The sequence below is a fragment of the Povalibacter sp. genome (genome assembly GCF_036520495.1).
Lineage (GTDB): Bacteria > Pseudomonadota > Gammaproteobacteria > Steroidobacterales > Steroidobacteraceae > Steroidobacter.
This window is the reverse complement of the sequence record NZ_DATDJO010000034.1, coordinates 75,312-90,700: the sequence shown is the minus strand read 5'-3', so window position 1 is coordinate 90,700 and position 15,389 is coordinate 75,312. Positions and strand designations below refer to the sequence as shown.

Genomic DNA, 15,389 nt, shown 5'->3' with positions numbered 1-15,389 from the left:
TGCCGGCATCGTTTTTTCTGGCTGAAGCCGGTCGTATGCGCCAGTAATCATCCTCATGTTTCTCAAGTGCGGTAAACAACAGCTCGATCTGTCGACGCCCGTGGTCATGGGCATCCTCAACGTCACGCCCGATTCCTTTTTCGACGCCGGCCGCTTCTCGAGCTTTGACGATGCGCTGGCTCGCGGGCTGGCGATGGTGGAGGAGGGGGCTGGCATCATCGATATCGGTGGTGAATCGACCCGACCCGGTGCGCGCGCCGTCACGGAAGAGGAAGAGGTCCGGCGTGTTGTCCCGCTCGTGGAGGCGTTGGCCGCAAGAACCGGGGTGCCGATCTCGGTCGATACGAGCAAGGCCGCAGTCATGCGTGCCGCATTGCGCGCTGGTGCGACGTTCATCAACGATGTCCGTGCTCTGCGGGAGGCCGGTGCGCTCGACGCGGCCGCCGCCAGCGATGCGGGGATCTGCCTGATGCACATGCAGGGCGAGCCCCGCACGATGCAGGTTGAGCCGGTCTACGACGATGTAGTGGTTGATGTGCAGCGTTTTTTACTGGAGCGGATCACTGCCTGTGAGTCGGCGGGCATTGCCAGCGACCGGATCGTGGTGGATCCAGGGATAGGCTTCGGCAAGCGGATCGAACACAACATGCAGTTGCTTGCCGCGCTGCCACAGTTGCTCGAACTGCGACGTCCGCTCTTGATTGGCGTCTCCAGGAAGTCGATGTTCGCTACTCTGCTGGGCAGGCCAGTGGGTGAAAGGCTGGCGGGTGGTCTCGCGGTAGCGGTGACATCCGTCCTGGCAGGTGCGCATATCGTGCGAACGCACGATGTGGCAGCGACGATCGATGCCGTGAAAATTGTCACGGCACTCAGAACGTCGGGTTATCGAATTGCAGAAACAGACGAGGGAGAACGATTGTGAGCCGCAAGTACTTCGGCACGGATGGGGTCCGTGGTCACGTGGGTCATCATCCAATGACCGTCGATTTCGCCCTGCACCTTGCCAGTGCTGCGGCCCGAGTGCTGGCGCCCAATGGGGGAACGGTGCTCGTCGGCAAGGACACGCGATTGTCGGGCTACATGTTCGAAGCGGCCCTGGAAGCCGGCTTCGTCGCGGCGGGTGTCAACGTCATCCTGATGGGTCCATTGCCCACTCCGGGCGTCGCTTACCTGACGAAGCGGTTCGAGTGCGATTTCGGCGTCGTGATCAGCGCGTCGCACAATCTTTTCGAAGACAACGGCATCAAGTTCTTCGATGGCACGGGCGGCAAGCTGTCGGATGACATCGAAGCGGAAATCGAGAGGCATCTCGCAGAGCCGCCGGTCACGCGCGAATCGAGCCAGCTCGGCCGAGCGACGCGCATGGACAAGTCCCGCGTCCGTTACCAGGAGTTCTGCGCCTCGACGGTGCCCGGTCTGGATCTCGGCGATTTCAAGATCGTCATCGATTGCGCGAATGGCGCGGGTTACAAAGTTGGCCCACGCATCCTGACCGACCTCGGCGCCGAGATCGTGCCCGTGGGATGCTCCCCCAACGGCCGCAACATCAATCTGAATTGCGGGTCGACTTCGCCGGAGCTGCTGCAGCTGACCGTGCCGGGCGTGCGCGCGCAAGTCGGTATTGCACTCGATGGCGATGGCGATCGGCTCGTCATGGTCGATCATCTGGGGCGCATCGTCGACGGCGATCAGTTGCTGTACATCATTGCCCGGGCGCGCCACGAGCAGAATCAGCTCAACGGCCCTGTGGTGGGTACGGTCATGAGCAATCTGGGCCTCGAACACGCGCTGGCCAAGGTCGGTATCCCGTTCAAGCGCGCCAGGGTGGGCGACCGCTACGTAATGGAAATGCTCAAGGCCACCGGCGGCACGCTGGGTGGGGAAACCTCGGGGCACTTGCTGTGTCTCGACCGCACCACGACTGGCGATGCCATCATCAGCGCGCTGCAGGTGCTGGCGATCATGAAGCAGACCGGTTGCAGCCTGGCCGAACTGGCAGCGCCGATGCCCAAGTACCCGCAGGTCCTGGAGAACGTGCGGATGGTGCGCAAGTTCGACGTCACCGCATCGCCCCTGGTCCAGGAAGCCGTTTCCCACGCCGAGCGGCGTCTCGGAGACACCGGAAGGATCGTGCTGCGGCCATCCGGTACCGAGCCGGTCATTCGCGTGATGGTCGAAGGCAGCGATGAGAAACTGGTCCGCGAACTTGCGGGCAGCATCGCGGCATCGGTGGTCGCTGCCGCGCAGGTGGCTTGAGTAAAGTGCTGACGCCGGTTTGATTTCCCGGCGAACGACCGTTAAGCTGCCGCGCCTTTTTTGGGCAAGCCCGCTCAGCGTATTCCTCGCTGGACGATTTTCTACCTCGGACTCAAAGGACTAACGATGCGTCGGCCCTTCGTCGCCGGGAACTGGAAAATGCACGGGTCGCGCGCCGAAAACGCCGATCTGATCGAGGCGTTGCTGCTCGGTCTGCCGGCGCAGCCGGTGTGTGACATCGCTGTGTGCCCGCCCGCGGTTTATCTGTGGGAGACAGGGCGGCTGCTCAAAGAATCGAGTGTCGTGCTCGGAGCGCAGTCGGTCTGTGCCGAATCGATCGGAGCATTCACGGGCGAAGTGTCGGCCGCGATGCTCAAGGACGTCGGTTGCAAGTACGTGATCGTCGGTCATTCGGAACGCCGTCATCACTACAAGGAAGACGACTCGCTGGTGGCGCGGAAATTTCTCGCGGCCCAGGCGCAGAGCCTGATTCCGATTCTGTGCGTCGGCGAGCTGCTGGAGGAGCGCGAGCGCGGACAGACGATGGCGGTCATCTCGCGACAGCTCGCGACGGTGCTCGACCTCGCTGGCGTCGATGCGATGCGCAACGCGGTGCTTGCCTACGAACCGGTGTGGGCTATCGGCACCGGCAAGAATGCAACGGCTGCGCAGGCACAGGAAGTTCATGCGCATATCCGGGCCACCGTGGCCGCACGGGAAAGTGCCAGTGGTGGTAAGATCGCCGCCGCTTTACGGATCCTGTACGGCGGCAGCGTCAAGGCAGGCAATGCGGCCGAGATTTTTTCGATGCCCGATGTCGATGGTGGATTGATCGGCGGCGCATCGTTGAAGGCGGATGAGTTTCTGAAAATCTGCGCCGCGGCGCAGGCTCATTGAGAGCAACCTGATCGGACACCGAGAATTGAGCGCGGAAGCGACATGAACTGGTTACATACAGCATCTATCGTAGTACACGTCCTGATCGCATCGGCGATCGTCGGACTGGTGCTGCTCCAGCGCGGCAAGGGTGCCGACGCCGGTGCTGGATTCGGCGCGGGCGCATCGGGCACAGTGTTCGGTTCGAGAGGATCGGCATCGTTCCTGTCACGTACGACAGCTACGCTGGCCGCATTGTTTTTTGCGACGAGCCTGGCACTGGCTTACATGGGCGGTCGCAAACCCGACGACGCGAAGAGCGTGGTCGATCGCGCGCAGACGACGCAGTCGAGCGAAGCACCGGCATTGCCGGACTTGCCGTCCGATGCGACACAGCAGGTTGAACCTCCGGCAACGAAACCGGCGCAGGAACAGAACAGGCAATAATCAAGACCGTCGGCAGGCGGTAGCACCGAATTGATTTGACCTCGGTGCGGATGTGGTGGAACTGGTAGACACGCTACTTTGAGGTGGTAGTGGAGCAATCCGTGGAGGTTCGAGTCCTCTCATCCGCACCAATTTCCTTCTCTTTTGCTGCTTTTCTCTTGGGATCCAAAGAGACAAAGCAGATTTTCCTGCAGCAATTCCATTCGCGCATTCCGTCGCCGGTATCAGCACGGCAGTCATGCGTGCATGTTTATCACTGTGTAATGACTCGTGTATGCAATGCGGGGTTACTGCGCCGCAACGTCCCTGATACAATTCGCGCCCGGTGCCGGGCCCGGCACCGAGAGTCCGTGTGATGCTGCAAAACTACGTACCCATTCTGATCTTTCTGGGCGTCGCCGCCGCGCTTGGCTCGGTGCTTATCGCACTGGGCTTTCTGTTCGGACCGCGACGTCCCGACAGCGAGAAGCTCTCCGCCTATGAATGCGGATTCGAGCCGTTCTCCGACGCGCGCATGAAGTTCGACGTGCGTTACTACCTGGTTGCGATTCTCTTCATCGTCTTCGATCTGGAAATCGCATTCCTGTTTCCATGGGCGGTGTCGCTCGATGCCGTTGGTACGGTCGGGCTGGTCGCGATGGGATTCTTCCTGCTGATCCTGGTCGTGGGTTTCGTGTACGAGTGGAAGAAGGGCGCGCTCGAATGGGACTGATTGCTCCAACCGCTGAGACGCCGGATGCGGTGTCGCCGCAACGCGGCTTCGCCACCACCTCGGTCGACAAGCTCGTCAACTGGGCACGCACCGGTTCGATGTGGCCGATGACGTTCGGTCTCGCGTGCTGTGCGGTCGAGATGATGCACGCCGGTGCGGCGCGCTACGATCTGGATCGTTTCGGCGTCGTGTTCCGCCCCAGCCCGCGTCAGTCGGATGTGATGATCGTGGCCGGTACGCTCGTCAACAAGATGGCGCCCGCCTTGCGCAAGGTCTACGACCAGATGCCCGAACCGCGTTGGGTCATCTCGATGGGTTCGTGCGCCAACGGCGGCGGCTACTATCACTATTCATATGCAGTCGTACGCGGCTGTGATCGCATCGTTCCCGTCGATGTCTATGTGCCTGGATGTCCGCCAACGGCGGAAGCACTGCTGTACGGTATTCTGCAGCTCCAGAACAAGATTCGTCGCACCAGCACCATCGCCCGCTAATCATCATGCCTTCACGCAGCGAGACACTGGCCTCGATACTGACTGCGCGACTCGGCGAGCGCCTGCGCCCGCTGCCTGCGATCGCAGGGGATGTCGCCGTTGAAGTAGCCGCCGATCAGCTACTGAACGTCTGCCGCGAACTGCGCGACGATCCGGAGCTGCGCTTCGAGCAGCTCATCGACCTGAGCGGCGTCGACTATCTGGAGTTCGGCAAGGAAGAGTGGAGCACCTACGGCTCGACCTCCACCGGCTTCAGCCGCGGCGTCAATCGTGAGCGTTCCGTGGTCGATGAGCCGCGCAGCGGCCGCTTCGCCGTCAGCTACCAGCTGCTCTCGGTGACACACAACTGGCGCCTGCGCCTGCGAGCGTTCGCGATCGATGGCGAGCCGCCCCTGATCGATTCCGTCGTCGATATCTGGGCGTGCGCCAACTGGTACGAGCGCGAGGCGTTCGATCTTTACGGCCTGATGTTCCAGGGTCACCCGGACTTGCGCCGCATCCTCACGGATTACGGTTTCATCGGTCACCCGTTCCGCAAGGATTTCCCGCTGATCGGCAATGTCGAAGTGAAGTACGACACGGCGAAGGGCCGCGTTGTCTATCAGCCCGTAAGTATCGAACCGCGCACACTGGTTCCGCGCGTGATTCGCGAAGACAACCGCTACGATCAGGCGCTGCACGATGTGCCGGTCGGTGCGCAGGTGGAGTCCGGTTCCCGTGGCTGAGATTCGCAATTTCACTTTGAACTTTGGTCCGCAGCATCCTGCGGCGCACGGTGTGCTGCGCCTGGTGCTCGAGATGGACGGCGAGGTCATCCAGAAAGCTGACCCGCATGTGGGTCTGCTGCATCGGGGTACCGAAAAGCTCGCAGAGTCCAAGCCGTTCAACCAGTCGATCGGTTACATGGATCGTCTCGACTACGTGTCGATGATGTGCAACGAGCACGCCTATGTGATGGCGATCGAGAAGCTGCTGGGTCTCGAGCCGCCGCTGCGCGCGCAGTACATCCGCGTGATGTTCGACGAGATCACGCGCATCCTGAATCACCTCATGTGGCTCGGCGCGCACGGGCTCGACATCGGCGCGATGACGGTGTTCCTGTATGCGTTCCGTGAGCGCGAAGACCTGATGGATTGCTACGAGGCAGTCTCGGGCACGCGCATGCACGCGACGTACTATCGTCCCGGCGGCGTCTATCGCGATCTGCCGGATTCGATGCCGAAGTATCAGGCGTCGAAGTGGCGTAACCAGAAGGACGTCGACCGTCTGAACCAGAATCGCTCGGGCAGCATGCTGGACTTCATCCAGGATTTTACTGAGCGCTTTCCGGCGTGCGTCGATGAGTATGAAACGCTGCTGACGGACAATCGCATCTGGAAACAGCGCACCGTCAACATCGGTGTAGTGACGCCTGAGCGCGCACTGCAGCTCGGTTTCACCGGGCCGATGATTCGCGGCTCCGGTATCGCCTGGGATCTGCGCAAGAAGCAGCCCTACGAAGTTTATGACCGCATGGACTTCGACATTCCTGTCGGAGTGAATGGCGATTGCTATGATCGCTACCTGGTGCGTATCGAAGAAATGCGCCAGTCGAACCGCATCGTTCGCCAGTGTGTCGACTGGCTGCGACAGAATCCCGGTCCGGTCATGACGTCCGATCACAAGATCGCGCCGCCGAAACGCGAAGAGATGAAGGACGACATGGAATCGCTGATTCACCACTTCAAGCTCTTCACTGAGGGCTATTGCGTCCCGGCAGGCGAGACGTATGCAGCCGTCGAGGCGCCGAAAGGTGAATTCGGCATCTACCTGGTCTCGGACGGAGCCAACAAGCCTTATCGATTGAAGTGCCGCGCGCCCGGATTCCCGCACCTCGCCTCGCTGGAGGAAATGGTGAAGGGACATCTGCTGGCGGACGTGGTGGCTGTCATCGGTACGCAGGACATCGTATTCGGGGAAATCGACCGTTGAGCGACTCGACCCACAATCCACCAGCTGGCGGCGGTCTTTCCGAACACGCCAGGCACGAAATCGATCACTGGCTGAGCAAGTTTCCGCCGGATCGCAAACGTTCCGCTGTCATCGCGGCCTTGCGCACCGTGCAGCACGAGAACAACGGTTACCTGACGAAGGAATCGATGGATGCCGTGGCCGAGTATCTCGGCCTGCCGCCGATCCAGGTGTACGAGGTCGCGACCTTCTACTCGATGTTCGAGACCAAGCCTGTCGGCCGCCACAATATTTCCGTCTGCACCAACATCTCCTGCATGTTGTGTGGCGGCGATGAAATCCTGGCGCATGTCGAAAAGCGCCTCGGCATCAAGGTCGGCGAGAGCACGGTCGATGGGCGCTTCTATCTCAAGAAAGAAGAAGAGTGCCTGGCTGCGTGCAACAACGCGCCGATGATGATGGTGGATCACGTTTACTACGAGAATCTGACGACCGAAAAAGTCGACGAGATTCTGGATCGGCACAAGTAAGCAACATGACGTCGAAGTACGCATCCAATCAGGTGTGCTTTGAGCCGCTGAGTCTGCCGCGGTCGTGGGAACTCCCGACCTATCGCAGCATCGGCGGCTATGAAGTATGGGAACGCATTCTTCGCGAGAAGACACCGCGCGAGCAGATCATCGAGGAAGTGAAAGCGTCAGGGCTGCGTGGCCGCGGCGGCGCCGGCTTCCCGACCGGTCTGAAGTGGAGCTTCATGCCGCGTACCGCACCCGGCCAGAAGTACGCTGTCTGCAATTCGGACGAGAGCGAACCTGGCACCTGCCACGATCGCGACATCCTGCGTTACAACCCGCATTCGCTGATCGAAGGCATGGCCATCGGTGGCTACGCGATGGGTGCGACGGTTGGCTACAACTACATTCGCGGCGAGTTCCTGGAAGAACCCGTGCCTCGTTTCGAGGAGGCATTGAAAGAAGCCTATGCCGCGGGCCTGCTGGGCAAGAACCTGCTGGGCTCTGGCATCGATTTCGATCTGCACACGTTTGTGGGTGCAGGCGCCTACATCTGCGGTGAAGAGACGGCTCTGCTCGAATCGCTGGAAGGCAAGCAGGGCAGGCCGCGCTTCAAGCCGCCGTTCCCGGCGAACTTCGGCCTGTACGGCAAGCCGACGACGATCAACAACACGCAGAGCTACGCATCGGTCCCGACCATTCTGCGCAAGGGCGCCAAGTGGTTCGTCGACCTGGGCGTGGCGAATTCCGCCGGCACGATGATCTTTTCCGTCTCGGGACACGTGAACAAACCGCAGAACATCGAGCTGCCGCTCGGCGTCCCATTCAAGGATCTGCTCGAGATCTGTGGCGGCGTACGCGATGGCCGCAAGCTCAAAGCGGTGATTCCCGGCGGTGTATCGGTGCCAGTCGTGCCCGGCGACGTCATGATGGAAGCGACCCTCGACTACGACTCGGTCAAGAAGGCGGGGTCGGCGCTCGGTACCGGTTCGCTGATCGTGATGGATGAAACGACCTGCATGGTCAAGACGCTCGAGCGCATCACGCGTTTCTACTACGCAGAGTCCTGCGGCCAGTGCACGCCGTGCCGCGAGGGCACCGGCTGGATGAACCGCGTCGTCAAGCGGATCCTGGCAGGGCAGGGCAAGAAGGCCGATCTCGACATGCTGGTCGACGTCGCCAACAAGATCGAAGGTCATACGATCTGCGCATTCGGCGACGCATCCGCGTGGCCCGTGCAGAGCTTCATGAAGCACTACCGGCACGAATTCGAGTACATGATCGAGCACGGCCATAGCATCGTCGAGCGCGACAAGCGCCGCGCCGCCTGACGAATACAGATGAGCATGAGTACTCCCGCACCAATCGACGAAGTCAACATCGAGGTCAATGGCGTGCCGATGAAGGCGCGCAAAGGCCAGATGCTGATTCAGGTCACCGACGCGAACGAAGTCTACGTTCCGCGGTTCTGCTATCACGAAAAACTGCCGATCGCGGCCAACTGCCGCATGTGTCTGGTGGAAGTCGAGAAGGCACCGAAGCCGATGCCTGCATGTGCGACGCCAGTCGCCGAAGGCATGAAGGTGTTCACCAAATCGCCGAAAGCCATCGCTGCACAGAAGGCCGTGATGGAATTCCTGCTGATCAATCATCCGCTCGATTGCCCGATCTGCGATCAGGGCGGCGAGTGCGAACTGCAGGATCTGGCGATGGGATTCGGTCGCGATATCTCGCGCTACAACGAGCGCAAGCGTGTCGTGAAGGACAAGAACCTCGGTCCGCTGGTGTCGACGGACATGACGCGTTGCATTCACTGCACGCGCTGCGTGCGTTTCACGCAGGACATCCAGGGCTTCCAGGAACTCGGCACCATCGGCCGCGGCGAGAGCACGGAGATCGGTACGTTCATCGAGAAGAGCGTCGATCACGAACTGTCGGCCAATATCATCGATCTGTGCCCGGTCGGCGCATTGAACAACAAGCCGTATCGCTATCGCGCGCGTGCCTGGGAAATGACCGAGCACCCGCTGATCTCGCCGCACGACAGCGTCGGCGCGAACATGTACGCGCACGTGCTGCGTGGCAAGGTCATGCGCATCGTGCCGCGTGCGAACGAAGAGGTGAATGAAACCTGGATCGCGGATCGCGATCGTTTCAGTTTCCAGGGCGTGTACAGCGACGATCGTCTGCAGAAGCCGCTGATCCGCGAGAACGGCCTGTGGCAGGAGACGGATTGGGAAACGGCATTGGCCATCACGGCCGATCGCCTGGGCCGGATTGCGAAGCAGCATGGCGGCGCGCAACTCGGCGCGCTGGCGTCGCCGAACTCGACGCTCGAGGAACTGTATCTGCTTGCCAAGGTGGCACGCGGTCTCGGCACGTCCAACCTCGATCACCGTCTGCGTCGCACGGATTTCCGCGACGAAGCCAGCGATCCGCTGTTCCCGGCGCTCGGCTGTTCGATCAGTGAACTGGAGCAGGCCAATGCCGTGCTCATCGTCGGAGCGAATCTGCGCAAGGATGTGCCGCTGATTGCACATCGCATCCGCAAGGCCGCCATCAGCAAGGGCGCGAAGATTTCGTTCGTGAACCCGCAGCGCTATGAATATCTGTTTCCGGTCGCGAACCATTTCGCGTCGAATGGCCTGCACATGTTCGAGCATCTGGTGGCGATTGCCGCTGCTGCTGGCAGCAACGCAGGCAAGAGCGTTCCGGAATCGATTGCAGCGCTGGCTGCAACGGCGCAGCCGACTGATGCCCACAAGGCTGTCGCCCAGCAGCTAGCCGACGGTCCGCGCCGGCTGATTCTGTTGGGTGCAATCGCCCAGCGTGATCCTGTCTTCGCAGACCTCAAGCTGGTCGCAGCCGCAATTGCAGAACTTACAGGCGCCACGCTCGGGTTCCTGCCCGACGGCGGCAATGCCGTTGGCGCGCACCTCGCGGGCGTTCTGCCGGGTCGGTCCGTCGGCGGCCGTGCTGTCCAATCGGCTGGCCTGAACATTGCGGAGATGTTCGCTGCGCGACTCAAGAGCTACGTCGTTCTGGGCGCCATCGAACCGCAGTTCGACATTGCTTCGCCGGCTGCAGTGGAGGCACTGAAGGCCGCGGAGTTCGTCGTCGCGCTGTCGCCGTATGCGACCGCGAAGGAATACGCACACGTGGTGCTGCCGATCGGGACGTTCCTCGAGACGTCCGGCACGTACGTGAATCTCGAAGGCCGCTGGCAGAGCGCGCCGGGCGCTGCGAAGCCGGTGGGCGAGTCGCGACCGGGATGGAAGGTATTGCGTGTGCTGGGCAATCTGTTGAACCTGCCTGGCTTCGATTACATCAGCAGCGACCAGGTGGCCGACGAAGTTCGCACTCAGGTTGCCGAGGCCGGTGCAGCGTCACCGACGGCTGCGTCGCGTACTTTGCAGGGCAGGCCCGCGTTGGCTGCGCCATCGGCCAGTAGCGATGTGCCGCTGTATCAGGTCGATGCCATCGTGCGGCGTGCGCCCGCACTCCAGGACACCCGCGAAGCGCAGCGCGCACAGGGTGAAGCATGATTCCTGAAATCGCTGCCGATCTGCTGTCGTTCCTGCCGCAATGGATCCAGGCCGTCGTCTGGTATGGCGTGGTCGCGGTCATCCTGTTCATCAGCGTCATCCTGATCATGGCGTTCCTGACGCTCGCCGAACGCCGCGTCATCGGTTCCATCCAGGCGCGTATCGGTCCGAATCGCGTCGGTCCGTTCGGCATTCTGCAGCCGTTCGCCGACGTGCTGAAGCTGATGCTGAAGGAAATCGTCATCCCGGAGAAGTCGAACAAGTTCCTGTTCCTCGTCGCACCGTTGCTGGCGCTGGTGCCGGCGTTGTGCGCGTGGGCTGTCGTGCCGCTGTGGCCGGGCTTCACCGTTTCGAACATCGATGCGGCTTTGCTCTATATCCTGGCGCTCACATCGGCTGGCGTTTACGGCGTGATTCTTGCGGGTTGGGCGTCCAACTCGAAGTATGCGTTCCTGGGTGCCATGCGCGCGGCTGCGCAGATGGTTGCCTACGAAATCGCCATGGGATTCGCTCTGGTCGGCGTCGTGATGGCCGCGGGCTCGTTGAATCTCACCGACATCATCGAAGCTCAGCGTGGCTTCGGCGGATTCTTCTTCTGGTGGATGATTCCTCTTTTCGTCGTCTACTTCATTTCGGGATTGGCAGAGACGAACCGTGCGCCGTTCGACGTCGTCGAAGGCGAATCCGAGATCGTTGCGGGCTTCCACGTCGAGTATTCGGGCATGGCGTTCGCCGTGTTCTTCGTCGCCGAATACGTGAACATGATCCTGATCTCGGCGCTGACCTCCATCTTCTTCTTCGGCGGCTGGTTGTCGCCGTTCGAAGGCTGGAACCTGCCGGGATGGCTGGCCTGGATCAACACACCGCATCCGCTCATCGGCTTCCTGTGGCTGTTCAGCAAGATTGCGTTCTTTCTGTTCTGCTTCCTGTGGTTCCGCGCGACGTTCCCACGTTACCGCTATGACCAGATCATGCGTCTCGGCTGGAAGGTATTCATTCCCGTCACGCTGGTGTGGATCGCGGTCCTGATGGTATTGGCGTACCTCAAGATCGGACCGTGGGCCGGGTAGGAGTCACAGCAATGAAATCACCCGCCAGTTTTCTCAAGACGTTCTTCCTGACCGAGCTGTTCATCGGCCTCGGTGTGACGATGCGGCAGCTCGTCTTCCGGCCGCACGTCACGGTGCAGTACCCGGAAGAAAAGACGCCGCAGTCGCCGCGCTTCCGCGGCCTGCATGCGCAGCGCCGCTATCCGAACGGACAGGAACGCTGCATTGCCTGCAAGCTTTGCGAGGCGGTCTGTCCGGCGCTCGCGATCACGATCGAATCGGATGTTGCTGCGGACGGCACACGCCGTACCACGCGCTACGATATCGATCTGTTCAAGTGCATTTATTGCGGCTTCTGTGAAGAGGCCTGCCCGGTCGATGCCATCGTCGAAACACGCATCCATGAGTACCACATGGAGAATCGCGGCGAGAACATCATGACCAAGGACAAACTGCTCGCGATCGGCGAGCGCTACGAAGCCATGATTGCCGCAGACAAAGCGGCCGATGCGCGCTATCGCTGAACGTTTCGCAACATGACAATCACCGAGATTCTCTTCTACGCATTCTCCGCCGTGCTGACCGTCGCGGCGCTGGGTGTGATCACCGCACGCAACCCCGTGCATGCGGCGCTGTTCCTGGTGCTCGCCTTCGTCAACAGCGCAGTCATCTGGATGCTGCTGGAAGCGGAGTTCCTGGCGATCGTGCTGGTGCTCGTCTATGTCGGCGCTGTGATGGTGCTGTTCCTGTTCGTCGTGATGATGCTCGACGTCGATCTGCAGCAGGTGAAGGAAGGCTTCACCCGGTATGCGCCGCTCGGCATCATCATCGCCGTGCTGGTGGTCGTCGAGATCGGCAGCGTCGTCTGGGTGAAGCACCTCGGCACCGGTCCGCACAATGCGGCAGCGACGGCCGTGGAGGGCTACAGCAATACGCGGGCTCTGGGTGAGTTGCTCTATACGAAGTATCTGTATCCGTTCGAGCTCGCGGCGATGGTGCTGTTGCTCGCGATCGTCGCGGCCATCGTCCTGACGATGCGCCAGCGTGCCGGACTCAAGCACCAGGACATTGCTGCGCAGGTGGCCGTCCGCGCCAGGGACCGCATCCGCATCGTCAAGATGGATGCCGTGAAGGATTCAGACTCATCATCGTCGGAGAAGCAGTCGTGATTCCGCTCGAGAGCGTACTGATGCTGGCCGGCCTGCTGTTCGCACTCAGCGTGGCTGGTATCTTCATCAACCGGAAGAACGTCATCCTGCTGCTGATGTGCATCGAGCTGATGTTGCTTTCCGTGAATTTCAATTTCGTGGCATTCGCGCGGCACCTGGGCGATCTGAATGGTCAGGTGTTCGTGTTCTTCATCATGACGGTGGCCGCCGCAGAGGCTGCCATTGGTCTGGCTATCCTCGTTGTGCTGTTCCGTGAACGCCGGAACATCAACATCGAACAGCTCGACACGATGAAAGGTTAGAACTCACCGGTTCTCCTGCCCAACACCACACTGACGCAAACCGCTGCCGCATGATTTCTGAATCCACATTACTGACGATCGTCCTGGCGCCCCTGTTCGCGGCGATCGCGGCTGGCCTTGCGGGACGCGTCATTGGTCGCGTCGGCGCGCATTGCGTCACCATCGCCGGTGTTGCGCTTTCATGCGCGCTGTCCGTCCACGTGCTGAAGCTGCTGCTGGACGGCGCGCCCGCGTACAACGACAGCGTCTACACCTGGCTCGTTAGTGACAGCATGCGTATGGAAGTCGGCTTCCTGGTCGACAAGCTGTCAGCGTTGATGATGGTGGTGGTGTCGTTCGTGTCGCTGTGCGTGCACGTGTACACCATCGGCTACATGCACGACGATCCCGGCTACCAGCGCTTCTTCTCGTACATCTCGTTGTTCACGTTCTCGATGCTGATGCTGGTGATGTCGAACAACTTCCTGCAGCTGTTCTTCGGCTGGGAGGCGGTGGGCCTCGTGTCGTACCTGCTGATCGGCTTCTGGTATACGCGACCATCGGCCATTTTCGCCAATATGAAGGCGTTCCTGGTCAACCGTGTCGGCGATTTTGGCTTCGTACTCGGCATCGCCGGCGTCGCGTACTACACCGGCTCGCTGGACTACGCGACTGCCTTCGACATGAGCGACGCCATTACCGCGAACACGATGGAGATCATTCCGGGCCTGGAATGGCAGGCGATCACGGTGGTCTGCATCTGTCTGTTCATCGGTGCGATGGGCAAGTCGGCCCAGGTACCGCTGCATGTCTGGCTGCCCGATTCGATGGAAGGTCCGACGCCGATCTCGGCGCTGATCCATGCCGCGACGATGGTCACTGCCGGCATCTTCATGGTGGCGCGTATGTCGCCGCTGTTCGAGCTGTCCGAGACCGCGCTGTCCACCGTGCTGATCATTGGCGCGACGACTGCATTCTTCATGGGCCTGCTGGGTCTCGTGAACAACGACATCAAGCGGGTCGTCGCTTATTCGACGCTGTCACAGCTGGGCTACATGACGGTAGCGCTGGGCGTGTCGGCGTATGCAGGCGCGATCTTCCACTTGATGACGCATGCGTTCTTCAAGGCGCTGCTGTTCCTGGCAGCGGGCTCCGTGATCATCGCGATGCATCACGAGCAGGACATGCGCAAGATGGGCGGACTGAAGAAATACCTGCCCATCACCTACTGGACGAGCCTGATCGGCTCACTGGCATTGATCGGCTTTCCGGGGACGTCGGGCTTCTTCTCGAAGGATGCGCTGATCGAAGCCGTGCACGCATCGCAGATTCCGGGCGCGACCTATGCCTACTGGTGTGTCTTCATCGGCGTGTTCATCACTGCGTTCTACAGCTTCCGTCTCATATTCATGACCTTCCATGGACCGGAGCGCTTTGGTCATCACGATCAGCACGCGGATCATGGGCATGAATCACATGGACACGATGCGCACGGTCATGACGGCCATGGTCACGGCGATCACAAACCTCACGAAAGCCCGTGGGTCGTGACGGTGCCGTTGATCCTTCTCGCCATTCCGTCGCTTATCATCGGCTGGTTCACTATTGGTCCGGTGCTGTTCGGCGGCTATTTCGGCGATGCGATTTTCGTGTCCGAACAGCGCGACGTTCTGGCGCAGCTTGGCGAAGAGTTCCATGGCCCGTGGGCGTTCATGTTGCATGGACTGATGCAACCGCCGGTGTATCTGGCATTTGCCGGCGTGGCAGCGGCCTGGTTCCTCTACATCAAGCGTCCGGACCTGCCGGGCAGAATCGCCGACAAGTTCTCGGCGCTCTATACGCTGCTCGCCAACAAGTTCTATTTCGACGAGATCTACCAGGCGGTATTCGCGACAGGCAGCCGTAATCTTGGCGCGGCCCTATGGCGTGTCGGTGACATTGCCATCATCGATGGCGCCTTCGTAAACGGTTCGGCACGGATGGTCGGCTGGGTGTCGGGTATTCTCCGCCGCCTGCAGACCGGCTACCTGTACCACTACGCATTCGCGATGATCATCGGCCTGTCGGCACTGCTCGCCTGGTATGTGCTGCGCTGACC

Annotated in this window: 16 protein-coding genes and 1 tRNA gene; all 17 read left to right on the top strand. The window is 60.9% G+C overall.

Annotation, left to right across the window (positions count from 1 at the left end; genetic code table 11):
- Positions 1–106 precede the first annotated feature (106 nt).
- Positions 107–922, top strand: coding sequence for a dihydropteroate synthase (gene folP, locus VIZ63_RS12565; RefSeq protein WP_331609981.1), 816 nt, complete (start codon positions 107–109; stop codon positions 920–922).
- On the top strand, positions 919–2,256 hold the full coding sequence (gene glmM, locus VIZ63_RS12560; RefSeq protein ID WP_331609979.1) for a phosphoglucosamine mutase: 1,338 nt from the start codon (positions 919–921) through the stop codon (positions 2,254–2,256). The genes folP and glmM overlap by 4 nt, the downstream gene beginning before the upstream one ends.
- A 126-nt stretch (positions 2,257–2,382) precedes the next feature.
- Entirely contained in the window at positions 2,383–3,153 is a 771-nt protein-coding gene (gene tpiA, locus VIZ63_RS12555; RefSeq protein WP_331609978.1) for a triose-phosphate isomerase, read from the top strand.
- A 42-nt stretch (positions 3,154–3,195) separates the two neighbouring features.
- Entirely contained in the window at positions 3,196–3,579 is a 384-nt protein-coding gene (gene secG / locus VIZ63_RS12550) for a preprotein translocase subunit SecG (RefSeq protein ID WP_331609977.1), read from the top strand.
- A gap of 46 nt (positions 3,580–3,625) precedes the next feature.
- Positions 3,626–3,710, top strand: a tRNA-Leu gene (locus VIZ63_RS12545).
- A 224-nt stretch (positions 3,711–3,934) separates the two neighbouring features.
- Positions 3,935–4,291, top strand: coding sequence for an NADH-quinone oxidoreductase subunit A (locus VIZ63_RS12540; RefSeq protein ID WP_331609975.1), 357 nt, complete (start codon positions 3,935–3,937; stop codon positions 4,289–4,291).
- Positions 4,282–4,785 (top strand): NADH-quinone oxidoreductase subunit B family protein, encoded by a 504-nt coding sequence (locus VIZ63_RS12535; protein ID WP_349261181.1) that lies wholly within the window; start codon positions 4,282–4,284, stop codon positions 4,783–4,785. Before VIZ63_RS12540 ends, VIZ63_RS12535 begins: the two co-directional genes overlap by 10 nt.
- A gap of 5 nt (positions 4,786–4,790) precedes the next feature.
- The gene (locus tag VIZ63_RS12530; protein ID WP_331609974.1) at positions 4,791–5,510 is read left to right on the top strand and encodes an NADH-quinone oxidoreductase subunit C; all 720 of its coding nucleotides are present in this window, start codon (positions 4,791–4,793) and stop codon (positions 5,508–5,510) included.
- On the top strand, positions 5,503–6,756 hold the full coding sequence (locus VIZ63_RS12525) for an NADH-quinone oxidoreductase subunit D (protein ID WP_331609973.1): 1,254 nt from the start codon (positions 5,503–5,505) through the stop codon (positions 6,754–6,756). Before VIZ63_RS12530 ends, VIZ63_RS12525 begins: the two co-directional genes overlap by 8 nt.
- Positions 6,753–7,265: an NADH-quinone oxidoreductase subunit NuoE gene (gene nuoE / locus VIZ63_RS12520; protein ID WP_331609972.1), complete on the top strand. Its 513-nt coding sequence runs from the start codon at positions 6,753–6,755 to the stop codon at positions 7,263–7,265. Before VIZ63_RS12525 ends, nuoE begins: the two co-directional genes overlap by 4 nt.
- A gap of 5 nt (positions 7,266–7,270) precedes the next feature.
- Positions 7,271–8,578 (top strand): NADH-quinone oxidoreductase subunit NuoF, encoded by a 1,308-nt coding sequence (gene nuoF, locus VIZ63_RS12515; RefSeq protein ID WP_331609971.1) that lies wholly within the window; start codon positions 7,271–7,273, stop codon positions 8,576–8,578.
- Positions 8,579–8,593: 15 nt separating this feature from the next.
- Complete coding sequence (gene nuoG, locus VIZ63_RS12510; protein WP_331609970.1) at positions 8,594–10,792, top strand: NADH-quinone oxidoreductase subunit NuoG; 2,199 nt, start codon at positions 8,594–8,596, stop codon at positions 10,790–10,792.
- Positions 10,789–11,862 (top strand): NADH-quinone oxidoreductase subunit NuoH, encoded by a 1,074-nt coding sequence (nuoH, locus tag VIZ63_RS12505; RefSeq protein ID WP_331609969.1) that lies wholly within the window; start codon positions 10,789–10,791, stop codon positions 11,860–11,862. Before nuoG ends, nuoH begins: the two co-directional genes overlap by 4 nt.
- A gap of 11 nt (positions 11,863–11,873) precedes the next feature.
- Positions 11,874–12,365: an NADH-quinone oxidoreductase subunit NuoI gene (nuoI, locus tag VIZ63_RS12500; protein WP_331609968.1), complete on the top strand. Its 492-nt coding sequence runs from the start codon at positions 11,874–11,876 to the stop codon at positions 12,363–12,365.
- A 12-nt stretch (positions 12,366–12,377) separates the two neighbouring features.
- Entirely contained in the window at positions 12,378–13,010 is a 633-nt protein-coding gene (locus VIZ63_RS12495; RefSeq protein WP_331609967.1) for an NADH-quinone oxidoreductase subunit J, read from the top strand.
- The gene (gene nuoK / locus VIZ63_RS12490; RefSeq protein WP_331609966.1) at positions 13,007–13,312 is read left to right on the top strand and encodes an NADH-quinone oxidoreductase subunit NuoK; all 306 of its coding nucleotides are present in this window, start codon (positions 13,007–13,009) and stop codon (positions 13,310–13,312) included. The genes VIZ63_RS12495 and nuoK overlap by 4 nt, the downstream gene beginning before the upstream one ends.
- A gap of 50 nt (positions 13,313–13,362) precedes the next feature.
- On the top strand, positions 13,363–15,387 hold the full coding sequence (gene nuoL, locus VIZ63_RS12485; protein ID WP_331609965.1) for an NADH-quinone oxidoreductase subunit L: 2,025 nt from the start codon (positions 13,363–13,365) through the stop codon (positions 15,385–15,387).
- Positions 15,388–15,389 lie beyond the last annotated feature (2 nt).